The 20,135-nt window shown below is 69.6% G+C and carries 20 protein-coding genes; 12 read left to right on the top strand and 8 right to left on the bottom strand.

The genetic code is table 11. The annotated features are described in order from the left end of the window. Positions 1–81: 81 nt before the first annotated feature. Entirely contained in the window at positions 82–711 is a 630-nt protein-coding gene (locus ACFYZL_RS04560) for a hypothetical protein (RefSeq protein WP_388675939.1), read from the bottom strand. Between the two features lie 356 nt (positions 712–1,067). On the opposite strand from ACFYZL_RS04560, the gene ACFYZL_RS04555 reads away from it, so the two are divergent. Then, on the top strand, positions 1,068–1,673 hold the full coding sequence (locus ACFYZL_RS04555; protein ID WP_388675936.1) for a dihydrofolate reductase family protein: 606 nt from the start codon (positions 1,068–1,070) through the stop codon (positions 1,671–1,673). 507 nt (positions 1,674–2,180) lie between these two features. Here ACFYZL_RS04555 and ACFYZL_RS04550 read toward each other — a convergent pair. Then, the gene (locus ACFYZL_RS04550; protein ID WP_388675933.1) at positions 2,181–3,098 is read right to left on the bottom strand and encodes a glycoside hydrolase family 25 protein; all 918 of its coding nucleotides are present in this window, start codon (positions 3,096–3,098) and stop codon (positions 2,181–2,183) included. 388 nt (positions 3,099–3,486) lie between these two features. On the opposite strand from ACFYZL_RS04550, the gene ACFYZL_RS04545 reads away from it, so the two are divergent. Further along, entirely contained in the window at positions 3,487–3,912 is a 426-nt protein-coding gene (locus ACFYZL_RS04545; RefSeq protein WP_388675930.1) for a hypothetical protein, read from the top strand. 240 nt (positions 3,913–4,152) lie between these two features. Here ACFYZL_RS04545 and ACFYZL_RS04540 read toward each other — a convergent pair whose 3' ends face one another. From ACFYZL_RS04540 to ACFYZL_RS04530, 3 genes are all read right to left on the bottom strand, one after another. Beyond that, entirely contained in the window at positions 4,153–4,311 is a 159-nt protein-coding gene (locus ACFYZL_RS04540; protein WP_388675927.1) for a hypothetical protein, read from the bottom strand. A 1,716-nt stretch (positions 4,312–6,027) separates the two neighbouring features. Next, entirely contained in the window at positions 6,028–6,399 is a 372-nt protein-coding gene (locus tag ACFYZL_RS04535; protein WP_384742777.1) for an STAS domain-containing protein, read from the bottom strand. A gap of 66 nt (positions 6,400–6,465) precedes the next feature. After that, on the bottom strand, positions 6,466–7,125 hold the full coding sequence (locus ACFYZL_RS04530) for an HSP18 transcriptional regulator (protein ID WP_388676907.1): 660 nt from the start codon (positions 7,123–7,125) through the stop codon (positions 6,466–6,468). A gap of 127 nt (positions 7,126–7,252) precedes the next feature. Between ACFYZL_RS04530 and ACFYZL_RS04525 the strand changes: the two genes are divergently transcribed. The 6 genes from ACFYZL_RS04525 (at position 7,253) to gcvH (ending at position 11,493) form a co-directional block, all read left to right on the top strand. Next, positions 7,253–7,687: an Hsp20/alpha crystallin family protein gene (locus ACFYZL_RS04525; protein WP_384742775.1), complete on the top strand. Its 435-nt coding sequence runs from the start codon at positions 7,253–7,255 to the stop codon at positions 7,685–7,687. Positions 7,688–7,807: 120 nt separating this feature from the next. Continuing rightward, on the top strand, positions 7,808–8,203 hold the full coding sequence (locus ACFYZL_RS04520) for a DUF2267 domain-containing protein (protein ID WP_388675924.1): 396 nt from the start codon (positions 7,808–7,810) through the stop codon (positions 8,201–8,203). Between the two features lie 57 nt (positions 8,204–8,260). Further along, positions 8,261–8,704 carry a DUF2267 domain-containing protein gene (locus tag ACFYZL_RS04515; RefSeq protein ID WP_388675921.1) on the top strand — a complete coding sequence of 148 codons (444 nt, stop codon included), beginning with the start codon at positions 8,261–8,263 and terminating at the stop codon, positions 8,702–8,704. 76 nt (positions 8,705–8,780) lie between these two features. Further along, complete coding sequence (locus ACFYZL_RS04510) at positions 8,781–10,184, top strand: AI-2E family transporter (protein WP_388675918.1); 1,404 nt, start codon at positions 8,781–8,783, stop codon at positions 10,182–10,184. A gap of 365 nt (positions 10,185–10,549) precedes the next feature. Next, entirely contained in the window at positions 10,550–10,894 is a 345-nt protein-coding gene (locus tag ACFYZL_RS04505; protein WP_388675916.1) for a hypothetical protein, read from the top strand. A gap of 212 nt (positions 10,895–11,106) precedes the next feature. Continuing rightward, positions 11,107–11,493: a glycine cleavage system protein GcvH gene (gene gcvH / locus ACFYZL_RS04500; RefSeq protein WP_388675913.1), complete on the top strand. Its 387-nt coding sequence runs from the start codon at positions 11,107–11,109 to the stop codon at positions 11,491–11,493. A gap of 76 nt (positions 11,494–11,569) precedes the next feature. On the opposite strand, the gene ACFYZL_RS04495 is transcribed toward gcvH, so the two are convergent. Both ACFYZL_RS04495 and dhaK read right to left on the bottom strand, forming a co-directional pair. After that, the gene (locus ACFYZL_RS04495; RefSeq protein ID WP_384756984.1) at positions 11,570–11,797 is read right to left on the bottom strand and encodes a hypothetical protein; all 228 of its coding nucleotides are present in this window, start codon (positions 11,795–11,797) and stop codon (positions 11,570–11,572) included. Positions 11,798–11,948: 151 nt separating this feature from the next. Beyond that, entirely contained in the window at positions 11,949–12,956 is a 1,008-nt protein-coding gene (gene dhaK / locus ACFYZL_RS04490) for a dihydroxyacetone kinase subunit DhaK (RefSeq protein ID WP_388675910.1), read from the bottom strand. A 300-nt stretch (positions 12,957–13,256) separates the two neighbouring features. Between dhaK and ACFYZL_RS04485 the strand changes: the two genes are divergently transcribed. The 3 genes from ACFYZL_RS04485 to ACFYZL_RS04475 all read left to right on the top strand — a co-directional run bounded on the left by ACFYZL_RS04485 (position 13,257) and on the right by ACFYZL_RS04475 (position 17,472). Beyond that, positions 13,257–14,105 carry an MIP/aquaporin family protein gene (locus ACFYZL_RS04485; protein ID WP_384756979.1) on the top strand — a complete coding sequence of 283 codons (849 nt, stop codon included), beginning with the start codon at positions 13,257–13,259 and terminating at the stop codon, positions 14,103–14,105. A gap of 99 nt (positions 14,106–14,204) precedes the next feature. Then, positions 14,205–15,722 (top strand): glycerol kinase GlpK, encoded by a 1,518-nt coding sequence (glpK, locus tag ACFYZL_RS04480; protein ID WP_384756976.1) that lies wholly within the window; start codon positions 14,205–14,207, stop codon positions 15,720–15,722. 37 nt (positions 15,723–15,759) lie between these two features. Beyond that, positions 15,760–17,472 (top strand): glycerol-3-phosphate dehydrogenase/oxidase, encoded by a 1,713-nt coding sequence (locus ACFYZL_RS04475; RefSeq protein WP_388675906.1) that lies wholly within the window; start codon positions 15,760–15,762, stop codon positions 17,470–17,472. Positions 17,473–18,275: 803 nt separating this feature from the next. Here ACFYZL_RS04475 and ACFYZL_RS04470 read toward each other — a convergent pair. Beyond that, on the bottom strand, positions 18,276–18,620 hold the full coding sequence (locus tag ACFYZL_RS04470) for a winged helix-turn-helix transcriptional regulator (protein ID WP_384756970.1): 345 nt from the start codon (positions 18,618–18,620) through the stop codon (positions 18,276–18,278). Between the two features lie 99 nt (positions 18,621–18,719). On the opposite strand from ACFYZL_RS04470, the gene ACFYZL_RS04465 reads away from it, so the two are divergent. After that, complete coding sequence (locus tag ACFYZL_RS04465) at positions 18,720–19,598, top strand: NAD(P)-dependent oxidoreductase (protein ID WP_388675902.1); 879 nt, start codon at positions 18,720–18,722, stop codon at positions 19,596–19,598. The last annotated feature ends 537 nt before the right edge of the window (positions 19,599–20,135 follow it).

Genomic DNA, 20,135 nt, shown 5'->3' with positions numbered 1-20,135 from the left:
CGATGGTCAACGACTGGGCGGTGATGAACGATGCCCATGTGCCCCTGTTCCTTGGCGTAGGCATCGCGCACGTTCTGCGGCTCATCGAGCGACTTGCGAAGGTTCTCCAGTGCCTTGGCGGCCGCCTCGTTGGTTCCCCCTGCGCCCTGCCGTACATAAGTGGGTCAGGCCCCAGTGCGCGGCGGGGTCATCGGCCAGGCCGAGGGCGGACTGGCACACGTCCAGTGTGGAGATCGCCACCGCCGTGGGGACCGTTCCCCGCTCCATGAGCGCGACGTATTCTTTGACGCGCTCTCTCTCGTTCCAGGTCGGAGGAACCATCGGCACGACGAACTCGTAGAGGTGGGCGTCCGCATCGACCGAGGTCTCGAAGGTCCGGTAGTAGGGCGTGTGCGGGTGCTCCGGGAGTCCCCAGAACTGGTCGACCCCCCACGCCGTGACCTGTTCGCCGCTGAAGGAGTCGCCCTCCTTGCCGGGGATGACCAGCCGGGGTTCCACGTCCAGGAGCAGCGGGAGGGATTCGCCTTCCGGCAGTAGCGCTCCGAACGCTTCGATCACGCCGCCGTCGCCCGGATCGTCCAGTGGCCCGCCCAGCCGTTCCCGCATGTTCTCCAAGGACAACTTCTCGTTCGCGGTCTCCAGCCGGCGAAAGAGGAGCGGGCACGTTCCGCAGTAGAAGCTGAGCTCGAAGGCAGGCTCGTCGTCGACCATGAGCAAGCGGCGACGCGGCCCGTCGCCAGGTTCCTGCAGTTCCGTCCCGAAGCGCAACCGTGCCACGGAGGAAGGGACACCAAGGGTGCGGGGGGCGCCCGATTTGATCATCACGGACCGACCGTACGGGACGCCGCGGACGGGCTCCACCGAGTACTGAACGGGCATCTGACCGGACGGGCCAAGCAGAGCTGAGTCACACTTGGCCCCTGCTGAGCGTGGCGGTTGGCCCGGCTGACGCCTTCGCCGAGCTGATGGCCCAGTCCCATGGCATTTCTCGCCACTTCACAGCGCGGCCGATGAGTCTGTGGCTCGCGGTCGGTCCAAGCTCATGACACCCCAGGAAAGGACGTGCCATGTCGGAGCTCCTCGTCGATTTCATCACCTCACTTGACGGCTACGCATCGGGAGAAGGGTGGCCCGGGTTCTGGGGCCTGGAGGGCCCGGAGTACCTCGCATGGCTCGGCGAGCAGCCTGAGGCCACGTACCTGATGGGAGCGAACACCTATCGCCTGATGTCGGGCTTCGCCGCAGGCGAGGTCCCGACTGGCCAGGACGAGTTCAGGCCCGAGGAAGAGGCGTCCGTCGACGAGCTCACGCGAGCGTCCAAGGTGGTGTTCTCCTCCTCGCTCGAGGAGCCGCTGACGTGGGCCAACTCCACGCTCGTCCGGGACGACGCCGTCGAGGCGGTCCGCGCGATGAAGTCGAGTGGATCGGGGCTCCTCAGCACAATCGGCAGCCTCAGCCTGTGCCGGTCCCTGCTGCGAGCCGGACTGGTCGACCGCTTCCGGGTCGCGATGTTCCCCGTGATCACCGGGGCCACGGGCGAAGAACGCATCTACGACGGCTATCCGGACGTTGCCCTCGAGATGATCGAGCACCGCACCTTCGACGGCCGCATCCAGCTGGTCGAGTACAAGCCCCGTGTGCTCGAGCACCCACCGCTCGTCGTCCCTGCGTGACGCCGCTCCGGCCGTTGGGCGGGACAGCCGCCAGGCCGGGGTCGGCGGGTGCGGAACAGGACCTGGTAGGGGGCCGGTCAACGTCAGAGCGCCCGGGCTGCCTGGCCCCGAGCAGTCGCCGGTCAGCGCTCTGTGCCGTTGCGGACAGAACCTGGACAGAGCGCCGGGATGGCGGTGACGCGCTGTGAGATGTCGGCCGCTTCCTGGAGGGTGTCCGGGAGTTCGGCGATGAGGGTTCGTGCGGCGAGGGTGAGTGCGTGTCCCCGAACGGGCTGCGCAGGGTGGACGTCGACGACGCGGTTCCGCCCGCCCGCGGTGGCTGCGGCGGCGTGGCGCCCGGCGAGGGGAGCGGGCCCCGGGCCGGGCCGAGCAGCAGCAGCCGGGTCGGCGGTCGGTGGCGGGGGTGGGCATGGGGGATCCGGCCGGCGGCCTGGCCCTGTCGCGGCCGTGGACGTCGGGTGTCCGCCGGCACCGGCGGCCAGGAGTGCTGACTGGGGGTGATGTCTCTCAGGTGGTCGGGGCGGGGGTACCGGTGACGTGGACGTCCACGTTGATCACGGCGTCGGCTATGGCCTGCCGGACCGCGGACACCACGGTTTCGGTGTCGACGCCGTGCTGCTGACCGAGTTGTGCGGCGAGCGCGGTCACGGCTGCCTGTGTCGCGGCGAGTTTTTGTGCGACGGCGTCGGTCTGGTCGTTGTGCATCTTGTCCATCCACGCCATGACGGCGCCCATGGCGACGGGGCGTCCGGTGGCGGCGTTGGTCTCCGTGTGACGCCAGACGGCGGTCGCGACGGCGTCGAGGTCTTCCTGGGACAGGGGCATGTCGTCCTCCGGGGATCGGAGAGGTCCGTGAGCCCAGGCGCGCAGCTCCTCGCGGCCGGGCAGGGGGCAGTAGTCCTGGTCGACGGGATTGTCGTCGTACTGGTGGAACAGCCAACTCGCCTTGATCCCGGGGTCACCCGCGTTGCGGCCCGCGGTGGCGATCCACAGGAAGTCGCCGCAGTAGCCGGTCGTGTCGATGTTCTTCCAGTAGTCCGTATTGCAGTACATGCCGACCCGGTGACCTGGCATTCGGGTTTTGACGTAGCGGAGCCAGTCTTCCTTGTACGTCCGCTGGCGAGCCTTGGAGACACCGGCGTTGGCGTCGTCGTAGCCTTCCCAGTCGAGGACCAGGATGTCGCCGGGCTGCCAGGCCACCTGGTCGAGGAAGAAGTCGGCTTCGTTTTCGGGGTCGTTGGCCATGTGGGGGTAGTGGTAGGCGCCCCAGACCAGGCCGTGACGCTTGGCGTGGTCGCGCTGGCGGACCCATTTCGGATTCGTGTATCCGAGGCCTTCCGTGATCTTCGTGAAGACGAAGTCGAGTCCGGCGAGGCTCGGTTCGTCGCTCTGGTAGGACGCCCAGTCCTGTCCGTAGATGCCCATCAGGCGTTGCCCTTCTTGCCACGGATGGCCCGTCGGCCCTGGCCCGGCAGGCGGCTCCACGCCGAAGGCCGGGTTTTCCACGCGGAGGTGGTGACGTCGCCGCCCCGGAGGAGGTCCCGGAACGGATCGGTGTCGGTGAGGTATCGGGAGCCGTCGATGCCCCAAGATGATCCCCGGCTGTTCGTCGGTCGATACGTGCCTGAGCTGCCGAATCGATTCAGCTCGATGAACCGACCCTCACGTCACATGAACGCCGACGTGCACGGGCCGGGGTGCCGGTGGCCGCCCACTCGGTTCCCTGTCGGGAAACGGATGATCCGGTGATCGTTCTTAACTTCGTCGAGCATTCGTGCGAGCCTGAGAGTGCCCGACAATAGGCGTGCTGGGCATGCCCGGCACGCCCCTGACCGAGGAACAGCTCCTGCACGGAATCAACGACGCGATGGATCGAATGGAGCGGGCACAGCGGAGCGGCGAGAGCGTTCCGCAGGTCAGAAAGCGGAACACGCGCGGCCAATGGGGCTGCGCGGTCGCCTCCGTGGCCGGGCCTGCCACGGGTGTTCTCGGATCGGTGCTTTTGGCGGCTGCGTGGCGGGCGTGCGACGTGGGGGTGAACGGCGCGGCCACTGGACTCGCGCTGATCTTCTACGGAGCCGTGCTCGCCGGCGCTGCGGCAGTCTGGTGGGGTCTGCTCATCGGGTACGTAGGACGTTGGAACCTCGCCGTCGCCCTCGCCGGCGGCGCGGTCGGCACCGCAGTCATGATCTGGATCTTCGTGGTGCTTCTCCAGGTTCCCCATGGCTACCGCTGTTGAGCGCAGGGGCGCCCGAATGCCTGGCAACGTCTAGGCCGGGCGCCGACTGCACGCCGGGCGGATGACGGCGCCCTCGTCGGGTACTCGGTCGCGCTGCCCGGCGACCGGCGCCGACGGCGGCACCCGCCCCGTCTGGTTCTATCCGGATGAGTTCCGTCGCAAGGTTCCCCGACCCCGTTGCCAAGGGAGCATGGCCGGCACGTTGTCCATCCCGCGACCGACTACCGCCGGAGGAGACCGTCAGTTCGTGGCGAGAAGGTGCTCGAGCCTAGGCAGCTTCTCGAGGCTCATCGGCGCCAAGTCCGGTTCCTCCGCCAGGTAGGCGTCATAAGCGACCTGAAGTTCGGCATCGAGAGGAACGGGAACGGCGGGCAGGGTCTTTCCAGGTTCAAGATCCATGCGTGCACGCTAGCGCCCCGCCTCTTTCGCATCATCCCGTTTTCAACACCTTGCCGATCGCGCAGCAGGGCCACGCGGATCAGCGGCGCGAAACAGGCGTGGCCTGCTCGATCCAGACCAGTCTCACCGAGCAAGTCCGGATCTCGATACCGGAACGCAGTAGTGCGCCCTGAGGAGGAGACAGGCCTGAATTGCCCGGCGGCCGGCCCGCTCGCGGTGATGTGGCACATCCCGAAGGAGTCGACCGGCCCAAGGTCGGTCGTGCAGTTTCTCTTCGACGGAGGCCAGGTCCCGGCCGGCACCCCGGTGCACCTCCAGGAGAGCGAGTTGTCCGAAGCCCGCTGGGTTCGCGCGGCCCCGAGGCCACGACGCTTCTCGACGACAAGCGCGGCGCCTGGCTGGAGGCAGCCCTGCGCACCCAGCAGGGCGAGCCCGTGCAAGTCCTGGCCCGCTGATTCCGAGCTCGTCGCCGTACTCCGTTGGGGGAGGGGGCGGACCGCTGCGTCGTACACCTCCGGCCCTGTTGCATTGCCGGCGCCTTCCGGTACCTGCCGGGTGGCGAGCTCAGTCCAGCCCGCCCGCACGCGCCCTGTCCGATGCGCAACCAGACAGATCCAGCGCTCATCCGCCGGCTATGGGCTCAACCCCTGTCTGGCTAGGGTTCCGTCCATGAATGATCATCTGACGGACCCGGTCCGCTGTGGAGGCGTGGCAGGACGGCGGACGCCGCCACGTCCCGTCGACGTGGTCAGGTCGGTTCCAGGGCTTGCCGCGTGGGCGCGAGACACGGTGCGTTTGCACCCCAGGAGGGGTGCGCCGTCGCCCACCGAGAGCTCCGTGGGCGGGCCGTTGTTGTGGCCGACCGACGAGGCCTGGCCGGTCTGCACTCGAATACATCACAACTTCAGCAACGGCCTGCCGAGCGGCTCCAGGGTGCCGATGGTGCCGGTCGTCCAGGCCTTCCGCTCGGACCTACCCCCCGGTGTGGTGCCCTTCCCCGACGGGACGGACGTCTTGCAGGTGCTCTGGTGCCCGTTCAACCATGAGTTTCCCGGGTCACCGTGGCCCCTGGTGTTCTGGCGCGACTCCGCTTCGGTACGGACCGCGCTCCCGGCGCCGCCAACGGATCCGGCCGCGGCCCGTCGGCATGTTCCGGCGCCGTGCGTGGTCCACCCGGAGCGGGTGACGGAATACCCCAGCTGGGATCTACCCGAGGACCTGGCCGACGAGTGGCGGGACGACTTCCGGCGGCTGAGGGAAGCGATCCCGCCGCATGCGGCGCTTCCACTGCTGTCCTTCTCCGACTTCGCTGAAGCACCGGGCATCAAACTCGGCGGCCATCCGTCCTGGTTCACAGGGGAGGGTTGGGTGGACTGCGAAGGATGTGGCCACCGCATGGACCACCTGCTCACAGTGGCGAGCTGGGAGTGCGACGGAGCCTCGTGGCGCATCTGGCTGCCTTTGGAGGACCGGGGCGAGGACGGCGGCCGAGCAGTCCCCGTAGACCCCACAGGCCTTGATCTAGGCGGTGTGGGCTCGGTGTACATCTTCGAGTGTCGCGTCTGCCCGGATCGTCCCTTCGCTCACTCGTGGGACTGCAGCTGACCGTCGGGATCCTTCCGTCACCGACCACCGCCTCGCCGCCGCACGCAGATGCCGTTCCTGGAGGATGCGGATGCGCGCTCCCGGAGGACGCGCCTGACCGGACGCGTCCGGTCAGATGATGGTCCGAGCGGTCGGCGGTTGCGGGTCCACGGGGAAGAGGGACCGGGCGCCTGTGATGTCCAGGAGGCGCTGGAGCTGGGGGCGGGGGGCCGCCAGGCGGATGACGGTGCCGGTCTCCTGGGCTGTGCGGCGCGCGGTGAGGAGTGCGTTCAGCGCCGAGGAGTCGCAGAAGGTGAGGCCGCTGCAGTCGACCGCCACGGGCTTGGCGGGTGAGGCGTGCGCGAGGGCATCGGTGAGGGCGAGGAGCAGGGCGGGTGCCGTCTCGATGTCGATCTCGCCCGTGGGCCTGATCGCGACGGCGTTTTCCAGAACTTCCACGCGGATGCCGTTGCCGCGGGTTTCGTCCGGAAGCAGTTCGTCCATGGTGATCACTCCTTGCGTCTACGGACGTTCCCCTGCCCGCACCCGTCGGTCATCGGAGGGGATGGCTCACGTGCTTCGTCGGTCGTGGGTGTCCTGGCGGAGCTGGTCGGTGTGGCGGGTGAGGGCGTCGATGCGTTCGGCGAGCTCGGTGTCCTCGGGCCGCAGGTGGGCGCGAGAGTCGGTCAGGGGGCGGATGAGGCGGGCGGTGTCGTTGTGGGCGAGGGCCTGGTTCAGGTCGCCGATGGCATCCTCGGCGCCGGCGGGCAGGCCGGTGAGGGCGGTGATCTGGCCGGCGAGCCGGCGCAGGTCGGCGGCGTTGTCGCGGGCCCAGGTGTTCACGCTGCGGTCGGCGGCGCGGGTGTCGCGGGTGGCCTGGACGCGTTCCTCGCCGGTGCTTCCCGCCTTGCCGGGGCGCAGGCGGAGATAGCGGCGTTCGGCGGCCTGGCGGCTGGAGACCCCGAGGGGGCCGGCGAGGTCGGCCCAGCTGGCGCCCTCGCTGCGGGCGGTTTCAATGAGGCCGGTTTCCCAGCCGGCGAGCTGCTCGCGGACCTCGCGGAGCATCAGCAGGGCGGCCAGGGCCGGGTGCGGCCCCGCGGCGGGTGCTGATGCCGCCGACGTGCTCGCGGCGGCTTGCTGCGCGTCCTGGACGGCTTGGTTGATCGTCTCCAGTGCCGCGGCGGCGGCGAGGAAGGGGACGTGTGCGGTTGGCTCGCGCGCCTCGGTCATGGCGGTCTCCGTGTCTGTCATCCTCCAGATGACGTCTTGCTTGTCATCTTTTCGATGACATGTTACAACGGGAGCACGTTGAAGCGCATTGGCAGTTTCTGCCTGAACCAACTGGAGGTGTTTCGCGATGTTGATGCGCACTGACCCGTTCCGCGAGATGGACCGGATCGTTCAGCAGCTCTCGGGTACGTCGGGCACGTGGTCGAAGCCGTCCGTGATGCCGATGGACGCCTACCGCGAGGGCGACGTGTACGTGATCGCCTTCGACCTGCCCGGGGTGAGTCCGGAGACGGTCGACATCGACGTCGAGCGGAACATGCTGACCGTCAAGGCGGAGCGCCGCCCGGTCGCGAAGGCCGACTCGGTGAAGGTGGAGCTCTCCGAGCGGCCGCTGGGTGTCTTCTCCCGCCAGATCATGCTGGCCGACACCCTGGACACCGAGCGCATCGAAGCCGACTACGACGCGGGTGTCCTGACCCTGCGGATCCCGATCGCCGAGCGTGCCAAGCCGCGCAAGATCGCCATCAGCGCCGACTCCGGCCGCAAGCGGATCTCCGGCTGACCAGCCCCCGCCGCCGACGGCGGAGGACGGGGAACCCAATTCCCCTCCGGCACCCCGTCCTCCGCACCCCTGATTCCTTTGCCCCGCCCCTCTTCACCCCTCCCATGGAGGTGACGTGAGATGCCGTTGCACTCGGAGGCGTTCCTGGACCACGTCCGGGAACGCGGTGAGTACCGGACGCGGGAGGAAGCCGAGCGGGCGGCCCGCGTCGTCCTCGCCCTGCTGGGCGCCCACCTGGTCGGCACCGTGCGGGCCGAGCTCGCCGCCCGCCTCCCCGAGACCTACGCCCTGATCCTCCTCAATCCCTTGCAGGCATCGGAACCGCTTTCTCCCGAGCGCTTCGTCCGCGCGACCGCGGCCTGGATCGAGGGCGCCACGGAGCAGACGGCCCTGTGGGACATCGGCGCGGTCCTCTCCACCGTCGCCGCAGCCGCCGGAGAGGACCTCACCCGCGAAGCCCTGCTGCAGCTCCCGCCCGGCTACGACCTCCTCTTCGGCCACCCCCAGCCCACCTGACCGACCGACGCCACCGGCCGGACTTTGTCCAGCGACGAGAAAGGCAATCGCAGCACCATGTACGACCCGCCTCGACCGCACCGGGCCCACCCGGCCATGACGTTCGAGCAGATGCTGGAACTCGTGCGCTACGAAGGCGCCTACCCCACACGCGAACGCGCAGAAGAAGCCGTTCGCGCCGTCCTGGCCGCACTCGGTCGGCAGCTCGTCGGAGACGAACGCGTCGAACTGGCCCAGGCCCTGCCCGTCGAAGCCGCCCTCGTCCTGACCGCCCAGGCCCCCGCCGCCGAACGGCTCACCGGCTGGGGCTTCGTCAAGGACCTGGCCGCCCGCACCGGCACCAGCCCGGCCATCGCCCGCTGGGACACGGGCGCCGTATTCGCCATCGTCACCCGCCTCACCGGACCCGCCCTCCTCGCCCGCATCCTGCACCAGCTCCCCGACGGCTACGCACTCCTCTTCGGGCAGGCGCAACTGCGCCTGCCCCAGGCCGCGGCCTGAGTACCTGCGCCTCGCTGATTGTCTGATCACCGCGAATCGGGGGCAGACGTCAAGCGGGGCGGAGGGAGGTCCGAGGATGTCCAGGATCCGTGACCTGCTCGGCCGCGCGAAGGGCGCCGCGACCGCGTTCGAGAATCGGCGCGTACGGGCGCTCGCCCGCCACGACGCAGAGGAGGCGGCCGAGCGGGAACGGGCGGTGCGCCGCTACCCCGCCCGGGCCCGGGACCGCGCCCCGGACCCCGCCCGTGCGGTGCCCTGGAGCATGCGGGTCGCGGCCGAGATCGCCTGGCGGTTCCTGGTCCTCGCCGCCGCCGTGTGGGTGCTGATGCGGGTGATCGGATCCGTCCGCCTCGTCGCGCTGGCCTTCGTCGCCGGGCTGCTGATCACCGCTCTGCTGCAGCCGACGGTCGCCCGGCTGCACCGCCGGGGACTCCCGCAGGGGCTCGCCACCTTTGTCACGGCGCTCTGCGGGTTCTTGGCGCTGGGACTGATCGGCTGGTTCGTCGTATGGCAGGTGCTCGACAATCTGGACACCCTGTCCGAACGGCTCCAGGAAGGCATCGCGGAACTGAAACGCTGGCTCCTCAACAGCCCGTTCCACGTGACCGAGCAGCAGATCAACGACGTTACGCAGCGCCTGAGCGATGCCATCGGGACCAGCGCCAGTGAGATCACCTCGACCGGTCTCCAGGGAGTGACCGTTCTGATCGAGGTCATCACCGGCATGCTCCTGGCGATGTTCGTGACGCTCTTCCTCCTGTACGACGGCAGGCGCGTCTGGGAATGGTCACTGAGGCTCCTGCCGGTCGCCGTGCGGCCCGCAGTCGCCGGAGCAGGCTCGCCGGCCTGGCGGACACTCACCGCCTACATCCGCGGCACGCTGATCGTCGCCCTGATCGACGCGGTGTTCATCGGGGTCGGGATCTACTTCCTCGGCGTCCCACTCGCCGTCCCCATCGCCGTAGTGATCTTCCTGACCTCCTTCATACCGCTGATCGGCGCCATCGCCTCCGGTGCCCTCGCGGTGATCGTCGCACTCGTCACCCAGGGCGTCTTCACCGCCTTGATGACCTTGATGGTGGTACTCCTCGTCCAACAGATCGAAGGGCACATCCTGCAGCCGTTCATCCTGGGACGTGCCGTCCGGATCCATCCGCTGGCCGTGGCCCTGTCCGTCGCCACCGGCGGGCTCGTCGCCGGCATCGGCGGAGCCGTCGTCGCGGTCCCGCTGGTCGCCGTCGCGAACACCGTGATCACGCACCTCCGGGCCCACGCCGGCGAGGACGACGGGCCGGCGCCCGGACAGGGAGCCGAACCGGGCGCGACACCGGACCCGGAACCGGGGCTCACACCTTCGGTGACGCCCACGGGGCCCGCGGCTCCCGTCCCTCACACGAAGCCTGTTCAGCCCGGCGCCCCGGCCGCCGACGAGCACCCTGCCGAGCAAGTGCCAGAGCGGCGGTCCGATCCGGTGGAGTGAACTCCTGCTGCGTGAACTCGACTGCTCGTCGAACGCAACGCCCACCTCCCGAGGTCACCACCACGGCGCCCTCATCGCCCTTGCGTCACCGCCGAGACACGCAAAGCCCTGGCTGACGCGCCACGGCCACCCCGGGGCCGGGCGGCGGCCTGGCGGAATCCGGCAGGTCCCCGAGTTGGCCTGGCGCGCACGACATCGCTCCACTGAAGGTGAGCAAGAGGCCGCTGCCGTAAACAAAGCCATGCGTCCGCTTGGCGGGTGCAGGGTCGATTCGCTGTCATGCCTACGGGTGACGGGGGCCGTATCGGCGTGCCCGGCACGTCATGATCGCAGCGGCAACGAACCCTTCGGCAGGAAGACCAGTCATGCGTTTGCGTTCCATTTTCACCACCGTCCTCGGTGCTGCCCTGCTCGCCGTGTCCGTCTCCACCCCTGCTTCCGCGGCGTCGGGACGATTCTTCTACGACTACGTCACCGTCGAGGGCTACGACGCCACCGGCTTCCTGACCAACCCGGCCGACGACGAGTGCATCAATCTCCCCGGTGTGGGCCAGGAGAACCCCGAGCCCGGTCACACGCCGCGCAACCGCACCGATAGCTGGGCCACGGTCTTCACCGGCACCAACTGCGAAGGCGACTCCTTCCGCCTGCGCCCCCACACCGGCGGCGCCTCGCAGCGGCTCAAGGTCCGGTCGGTCGTCTTCGGCTGACCCGTACAACGCAAAGGGGCGTCGGCAGGGCGGGAAGCGTTCCCCCACGGCACGAAGCCGTCGTCGAGGCAACTCGGTCTGGGACGAGCCGTGCGCGGTGATCCACCGCGAGGGGGAAGCGGGGGTGGCCCCGTTCGCAGCGCGTTGACGGCCGCGAACGCGGCTCGCAGGGCCCTTGCTCCGTGCGACCGTCACAACCCACAGAGGATGACATGTCTCAAGTTCCGGCAGATCTGCGATTCACCTGGCGTCACGAGTGGGTCCGTCTGGAGGCTGACGGCACCGTGACCGTCGGCATCAGCCACCACGCCCAGAACGCTCTCGGCGACACTGTATTCATTGAATTCCCCGAGATCGGGACGGTGGCCGTCGCAGGCGAGCCGATCAGCTCCATCGAATCAACGAATGCGGCATCGGACATCTACGCCCCGGTCGGCGGCAAGGTCGTTCAGGTCAATACGGTCGGATCCCTCCTTGTCCTGCTCAACTCGGATCCCTACGCCGCGTGGCTTTTCCGACTGGAGCCCTCCGACGGGAACGAACTCGACAGTCTCGATCTCCTCGACGCCGCCGGCTACAAAGAAGCGTTCGGCGAATGACCGCGGGCTTCAGGGGCAGAGCGCAACTCTGTCCCTGAAGCCCACCCTCGACGGGTGGCGGCCCGCACTGTCGTGTTCACGCTTCGCCGGTGTCCGGGCTCCACACGGCCGGGCCGCCGCCGCGCCACTCGATCAGCAGCGCGTCGTCCAGGCGGACGTCGTCCGGGTCGAGGCCGGCCCGCCGCAGGAACTCGAGGATGTCGTTCGGGCCGAGGGCGCGGCCGAGGATCTCGCCGTCGATGCGGACGCGGCGCCCGCCCTCGGCGTCGGGCGGATACACGACCACGCGCAGCTCAGGGCTCATCCCTCCACCCTGCCGGTACCCGGTCACTCCAGCACTCCCAGGGCGGTGTCCGGGCGGCAGTGGATGCAGGCGGGCACACCCTTGGCCAGGGGATCCTCGGAGTCGCATGAACCGGCTCACCGGTCCGGACGCCGGTAGCAGACGAGGGGGGTCAGCGGCCCCAGCGCAGCGCTGCCGTCTGCACCGGCGCGTCCCACAGCCGCAGCATTTCCTCATCGACCCGACACAGCGTCACCGAGCACCCCGCCATGTCCAACGAGGTGACGTAGTTTCCTACGAGGGTCCGGGCCACCGGGACGCCCCGAGCCGCCAGTACCCGGGCCACCTCCGCGTGGAAGCCGTACAGCTCCAGCAGCGGCGTTGCGCCCATCCCGTTCACCAGGGCCAGTACCGGCCCGTCGGCGGCTGGGCTCGCGTTCGCCATGTCGTCCAGCACGGAGCCCACCGCGACCTCCGCGATCTCCCCCGCCGGCATCATCGGGCGCCGCTCCCGGCCCGGCTCGCCATGGATCCCGATGCCCAGCTCCAGCTCGCCGTCCGGCAGGTCGAAGGTGGGACTGCCCTTGGCAGGAGTGGTGCAGGCGCTCAGCGCAACGCCGAAACTGCCCGAGGCCTCGTTGACCCGTCGGGCGACTGCGGCGACCTGCGCCAGCGGCACGCCCTCCTCGGCCGCCGCCCCGGCGATCTTCTCAACGAAGAGCGTGGCCCCGGTGCCGCGACGCCCGGCGGTGTAGAGGCTGTCGGTCACGGCGACGTCGTCGTTGACCAGCACTCGCTCGACCCGGATGCCGTCCTCCTCGGCGAGCTCGGCGGCCATGTCGAAGTTCAGTACGTCCCCGGTGTAATTCTTGACGACGAACAGCACCCCCTGACCGGAGTCCACGGCCTTGGCCGCTCGCAGCATCTGGTCTGGCACGGGGGAAGTGAACACCTCGCCCGGGCAGGCGGCGGACAGCATTCCGTATCCGACGAAGCCGGCGTGCAAAGGCTCGTGTCCGGAGCCGCCGCCGGAGACGAGACCGACCCGCCCACCCTGCCGTGCGCCCCGCCGTACGACGACCCGGGCGTCGGCGTCCACGTCCAATTCGGGGTGGGCTGCGGCCAGGCCCCGCAGGGCGTCCGCGACCACGGTCTGGGGACTGTTGATCAGCATCTTCATCGTGTGCCTCCCGGTCGGAGCCGACGGGTGAGCTTCCGGCGCCGTCACGGAGCACCGATGTTCCGTGCGCCGGGCAGGCACGTCCGCGAGGGCACGCCATACGAACAGTGTGCTGCCATCCCGCGGACACGAGAACTCGGGCGACCGCCTCGGAGAAGGACCGAGGAACCCGAAGCGGCCCTGGTCTCCCGCATCCGAACCCGTCCTCGCCTTTCCGGTACAGGCGACCCGCCTTACTCTGAACCGGGGGGCTCGGGGCAGTCGAATGCCGGTCTTCGGACCGGCGGGAAGCGGGCACCCATGAAGGAGCGCCTCACAGCACATGGGCTGGTCGGCGAACTGTCGGCCGAATTCGCCGGCACCATGATCCTCATCCTCTTCGGCTGCGGTGTCGTCGCCCAGGTCGTAGCCGGTGGAGCCCTGACCGACCCGGCGGGTGGCCTCGGAAACCACGACAGCATCGCGTGGGCCTGGGGTCTCGGTGTGACCCTGGGCGTGTACGTCGCGGCGAGGCTGAGCGGCGCCCACCTCAATCCCGCGGTGACCGTCGCCCTGGCCGCTTTCAAGGGCTTCCCCTGGAGCAGGGTGGCCCCCTACGCGCTGGCCCAGCTGGCCGGAGCCTTCGTGGCGGCCCTGATCGTCCGCTGGAACTACACGGAGGCGCTGGCGAAGGCCGACCCCGGCCACACCATCAAGACGCAGGGTGTCTTCTCCACACTGCCGGCCAACGGAAACCCGAACCTGCCGGTGACCGAATGGGGCGCACTGCGCGACCAGATCATCGGCACCGCACTTCTCCTGCTGCTGATCTTCGCGGTCACAGACCTGCTGGGCACGCCTCCCGGCGCCAACCTGGCACCGTTCATCGTCGGCCTGATCGTCGTGGCGATCGGGATGGCCTGGGGCACCAATGCCGGGTACGCGATCAATCCGGCCCGTGACCTCGGCCCCCGGCTGGCCAGCTTCCTCACCGGGTACGGCGGGGCATGGAGGGATCAGTACGGAAACCTCTACTTCTGGGTGCCGATCGTCGGCCCGTTCATCGGCGGGGTGCTGGGAGCTGGTATCTACAAGCTCCTCATCGGCCGGTTCCTGCCCACCGCGGAACCGGAGCCTCCCGGACGCGTACCGGCACCGGAGGAGAGCTGACCGCATCCTCGGCGGGCGGGACGGACACGGCACGATGCCTTCCCGTCCCGTCGCGGATGACAGCCCCACGCACGGCATCCCAAGAGGAGGCGGCACCCCATGGCTGACTTCGTCGGCGCAGTGGACCAGGGCACCACGAGCACCCGTTTCATGATCTTCGACCACGCCGGCAACGAGGTGGCGCGGCACCAGCTGGAGCACTCCCAGATCCTCCCGCGCTCGGGGTGGGTCGAACACGACCCCGTGGAGATCTGGGAACGCACCAACTCGGTCATCCAGAACGCCCTCCGGCACGGCAACCTCGATGCCTCCGACCTGGCGGCCGTCGGCATCACCAACCAGCGCGAGACGACCGTCGTCTGGGACCCCCGCACCGGGCGCCCGTACTACAACGCCATCGTCTGGCAGGACACCCGTACCGACTCCATCGCGGCGGCGCTGGAGCGCGGCGGCCAGGGAGAAGTCATCCGCCGCAAGGCGGGGCTGCCACCGGCCACCTACTTCTCCGGCGGCAAGATCCAGTGGATCCTGGAGAACGTCGACGGCGTCCGCGAAGCCGCCGAGCAGGGCAACGCCCTCTTCGGCAACACCGACTGCTGGGTGCTGTGGAACCTCACCGGCGGGCCCGACGGCGGCATCCACGCCACCGACGTCACCAATGCCAGCCGCACCATGCTCATGGACCTGGAGACCCTCGACTGGGACGACGAACTGCTCGGCTTCTTCAACATTCCCCGGTCCATGCTGCCCACCATCAACCCGTCCTCCCACCCCGAGGCGTACGGACGGACCCGCACCTCCCGCCCGCTGCGCGAGGCCATTCCCATCACGGGCGTCCTCGGAGACCAGCAGGCGGCCACCGTGGGCCAGGTCTGCTACGCGCCCGGCGAGGCCAAGAACACGTACGGGACCGGCAACTTCCTGGTCCTCAACACCGGAACGGAGCTCGTCCGCTCGCAACACGGTCTTCTGACCACCGTGGCGTACCAGTTCGGAGACAGCCCCGCGATCTACGCACTCGAAGGATCCATCGCGGTCACCGGCTCCGCCGTGCAATGGCTGCGCGACCAGCTGAAGATCATCGGTGACGCCGCCGAGAGCGAGCGTCTGGCCGGCACCGTCGAGGACAGCGGAGGAATCTACTTCGTCCCCGCCTTCTCCGGCCTGTTCGCCCCGTACTGGCGCTCCGACGCCCGCGGCGCGATCGTCGGCCTCGCGCGCTACCACGACAACGGCCACCTGGCGCGCGCCACCCTCGAAGCCATCTGCTACCAGACCCGCGACGTCGTGGAAGCCATGGAGCAGGACTCCGGCGTCCACCTCGACGTGCTCAAGGTCGACGGCGGAGTCACGGCCAACGACCTGTGCATGCAGACGCAGTCCGACATTCTCGGCGTACCGGTCAGCCGTCCCGTCGTCGCCGAGACCACCGCGCTCGGCGCCGCCTACGCGGCCGGCCTCGCCACCGGATTCTGGCGGGACACCGACGAACTGCGCACCCACTGGCAGGAGTCCAAGCGCTGGAGCCCCGAGTGGTCGGAGGAACGTCGCACCGAAGGGTACGCGGGCTGGAAGCGGGCGGTGGAGCGCACGCTCGACTGGGCCAAGGTCGAATAGGTTCCGGCCGCGCGCCCGCAACACTCAGGAGGAGACCATGGTCGATCCGGTGGCCCTCTCACCCCAAGCCCGCACACAGGCCCTCGCCGACATGGGACAGGACGAACTCGACGTGCTCGTGATCGGGGGCGGCGTCGTCGGCAGCGGCGCCGCCCTGGACGCTGCCACCCGGGGCCTGAGCGTCGGGCTCGTCGAAGCCCGCGACTGGGCCTCGGGCACGTCCAGCCGCTCCAGCAAGCTCATCCACGGCGGCCTGCGCTACTTGGAGATGCTCGACTTCCACCTCGTCGCCGAAGCCCTCAAGGAACGGGGCCTCCTGCTCCGGTACCTCGCCCCTCACCTGGTGCGTCCGGTGCCGTTCCTCTACCCCCTGCAACACCGCGTCACCGAGCGGCCGTACGTCGGCAGCGGCGTGCTGCTGTACGACGCGATGGCCAGAGCCTCCGGGAACTCCGGCGGCCTGCCCCTTCACCGGCACCTGAGCAGGAGCCGGGCCCTGCGCGAGGCCCCTGCCCTGCGCTCCGACGCCCTGGTGGGCGCCATCCAGTACTGGGATGCCCAGGTCGACGACGCCCGGCACACCATGTTCCTCGCCCGCACGGCCGCCTCGTACGGGGCGCTGACGGCCAACCGGGCCCGCGTCAGCCGGTTCCTGCGGCAGGGCGAACGGGTGGTCGGCGCCGTCGTCACGGATCTGGAGAGCGGCGACGAGAAGGAGGTGCGCGCCAAGCAGGTCATCAACGCGACCGGGGTGTGGACGGACGACACCCAGGCCATGGCCGGCACCCGCGGCCAGTTCCACGTCCGCGCCTCCAAGGGCGTCCACCTGCTCGTCCCCCGTGACCGGATCAATTCCCGCACCGGCCTGATCCTGCGCACCGAGAAGAGCGTGCTGTTCGTCATCCCGTGGGGCCGACACTGGATCATCGGGACGACCGACACCGATTGGACGCTCGACAAGGCCCACCCGGCCCTCAGCTCCAAGGACGTCACCTACCTGTTGGAACACGTCAACAGCGTCCTGCACACCCCCCTGGCCCCCGAAGACGTCGAGGGCGTCTACGCCGGCCTGCGCCCCCTGCTGACCGGCGAGGCGGCGGAGACCAGCAAGCTGTCCCGGGAGCACCTCGTCGCCCATCCTGTACCCGGACTCGTCGTGGTGGCGGGCGGCAAGTACACCACGTACCGGGTGATGGCCAAGGACGCGGTCGACGAGGCCGCCCGAGGCCTGGACGGGAAGGTTCCCCACTGCGTCACACACCGCGTTCCGCTGCTCGGCGCCGACGGCTATTTGGCGTTGTGGAACTCGCGGCAACGGCTCGCCGGGCGCTCCGGGCTCCATGTCGCCCGCATCGAGCACCTCCTGAACCGCTACGGCTCCCTGGCCCCCGAACTGCTCGCCCTGGTGGCCGCCGACCCGGCGCTGGGCGAGGCACTGCCGAGCTCCGACGACTACCTGAGGGTCGAGGCCGTGTACGCGGTGACCCACGAGGGGGCCCGCCACCTGGAGGACGTCCTGGCCCGGCGCACCCGGATCTCCATCGAGTCCTGGGACCGCGGGGTGGACGCTGCGCCGACCGTGGCCCGGCTGATGGCGCCCCACCTGGGATGGGACCGGGCGCACCAGGACCGCGAGGTCGACCACTACCTCAAGCGCGTCGCCGCCGAGCGCGAGGCCCAGCAGCAGCCGGACGACCTGACCGCCGACGCGGTGCGGTTGGGTGCCCCCGACATCATCCCGGTGAACTGAACGGGCGCACGTTCCGGACTCGCCCTTGGCGGCGGCGATGGCGGCGATGTAGACGAAATCAGGTCGTCCGTGGTCAGCGCAAAGGCATGGAACAGCCGCAGTGACGACGCGATCCGCACCACCGCACTCTCAGCACACCCGCCCCCGCGCATGCCGGCCCAGCCCACACAGCACCAGCCGCACCCCCTTGCCGCCGGCCCGAGATAAGTCCGGCAACACCTCCGGTGTCGGCAGTCCACGTCTCGGGAGACATACGAACGGCGAGGGTCACGGTCGTTGAAATTGCGGTCAGGCGGAGGTAGGCCCGCGTCCGCGCGTCCGATCGATGGCGATGCGGGTGAGCCGGCCGAGGCCGGCTGTGAAGAGCGGGGGCCACACGATCGGACCGACGGTGTACCCGACCAACACAACAAGTGGGATCCGCGCGCGGTTTACGGCTTGGTGCAGCACGCTGGGCGGGCGGATGCCTGTGAGCCGCGTCAGATCAGGTGCCGCGAAGAACATCAGCGCCGCGGCCGAGCGCGGGGTTCAGTGGTCACGCCGAGAGCGTACAGATGTCCTCGTACGGGAAGGCGGCGACGAGAAGTCAAGAAGAGTCGATGGCTTCAGGGAGTGCGAGGCTCAGGTGGATGGGCCCCTGACCTGGCCATCTTGGGATCAGGCAGTCTGCAAGACCGTCACCGCCACTTGACCCAGGGAGGTCGCCGTAGGCCAGTACCGGCTGTCTGCCCAGATCCTGGGGAGCCTGGGCGGCTCTGCGCCGCTCTGGCTCAGCCACACCCTCGCCGCCGACTGGCATGACCTTAAGCGTCGCCCCCGGTCCGCGTCCTGCCCCAGGCCGCGAGGGGTTCGAGGGCGTCGTTGAGGCGGATGCCGTCCTTCGTCAGGGCGTACTCGACGCGGGGCGGGACCTCGTCGTACGAGACGCGGTCGACGATGCCGTCCGCCTCCAACTCGCGCAGGTGGGACGCGAGGACCTTCTCCGTGATGCCTGGGACCAGCCGGCGCAGCTCGCCGAAGCGGCGGTGCGGCCGCTCGTGGAGCGTCCAGAGAATGAGCACCTTCCACTTGCCGCCGATCACCTCCATCGCGGTGTCGATCCCGCAGACGTGGCCGTCCCCGTCCCCCGGCCGGTTCAGCGTCGCCATCCCGTCGCACCCTCCTGACCTGTTCGCTCACCTCAGGGTAACCACCCACTCCCAAGTGGGTACTTGAGCGGGTCGGAAGTCCGGCGCAGCCTGGTGGCCATGACAGCGCACACGCCTTCCCCCCTCTCCCTCCTCGGACTCGGCGCCATGGGCACCGCCCTCGCCCGTACCTGGCTCGCCGCCGGGCACCCGCTCACCGTGTGGAACCGCACCCCGACCCGCGCGTACGCCCTCGCCGCCGGGGGCGCGAAGCCCGCGGACAGCGCGGCCGCGGCCGTCGCAGCGAACACCCTCGTCGTGCTCTGCCTCCTCGACGACGACTCCGTCGGCGCCGCCCTCGACCGCGTCGACCTCACCGGCAAGGACCTCGTCAACCTCACCACCACGACACCCGCACAGGCCCGGTCCCGCGCCGCGTGGGCCGAGGAGCGGGGCGCCCGATACCTGGACGGCGGCATCATGGCGGTCCCGCCGATGATCGGCGTCCGGGAGGCCGGCGGGTACGTTTTCTACAGCGGCTCGCCGGAGCTGTTCGAGGCGCACCGCGCGACCCTGGCCGTCCCGGCGGACACGACGTACGTCGGCGGGGACGCGGGTTTCGCGGCCCTGCACGACGTGGCCCTGCTCAGCGCCATGTACGGGATGTTCGCCGGGGCCGCGCACGCCTTCGCGCTGATCCGCCGGGAGGACATCGACCCCGTCGTCTTCGCCCCGCTGCTCGCCGACTGGCTCGCCGCCATGTCCGGGAGCGTCCACGGGACCGCCGCGCAGCTGCGGTCCGGCGACTACACCGAGGGCGTGGTGTCGAACCTCGCGATGCAGGTGGCGGGCACGCCGACGTTCCTGGCCACCGCCGAGGGGCAGGGTGTCAGCCCGGAACTGCTCGCGCCCTACTTCGGCCTGATGCGCCGCCGGCTCGACCTGGGCCGCGCGGAGGAGGACCTGACGGGCGTCGTGGACCTGCTGCTCCGCCAGTGACCCGCATCTCCGACTCGGGTCACCAGGCCTTCTCCTCCGGATCGTGCCGGGCCCCCGCCGCCCGGCACGATCCGAAAGACAACGCCTGGTCGCGCGGGCCGGGGGCCGGGGGCATCAGGACGTCCAGGGTGTCGGCTGACCGGCTTTGGATTCCAGGGACGGCACATGGCCCGGCCCCATCCGTTCGGGTCGGCGCCGTTATCCACGCGACAAGGATCGAGGGCTGAACACCGACTCGGGCCTCGCCCTCGGCCTGCTCGGCTTGTGCCTTGGCCTTCTCCGTGCCCGACATCGGTACCTCCTCGTGTAGTACCGGATTGGTCGTGACCGCTCGCCAGCTTCCGATCGACGGCCGCAAACCCGCTTCTTGCCGCCGACCGGGCGTACCGCGTACGGCACTCCGCGCGGCAGCTGCCACTACTACCCGGCCGCGCGTGTAGGGACCGGGTAAAAGTCAGGTGCATGACCGTCGCGGAGGGGGGCAACCGATGCCTCGGAGGTTGATAACCATGGTTCCCCTGCTTCTCGTTCTCCTGC

This window comes from Streptomyces sp. NPDC001717 (assembly GCF_042892775.1).
Classification (GTDB): Bacteria; Actinomycetota; Actinomycetes; order Streptomycetales; family Streptomycetaceae; genus Streptomyces.
The sequence above is the reverse complement of the archived record's forward strand: the minus strand, read 5'-3'. Positions and strand labels throughout refer to the sequence as shown.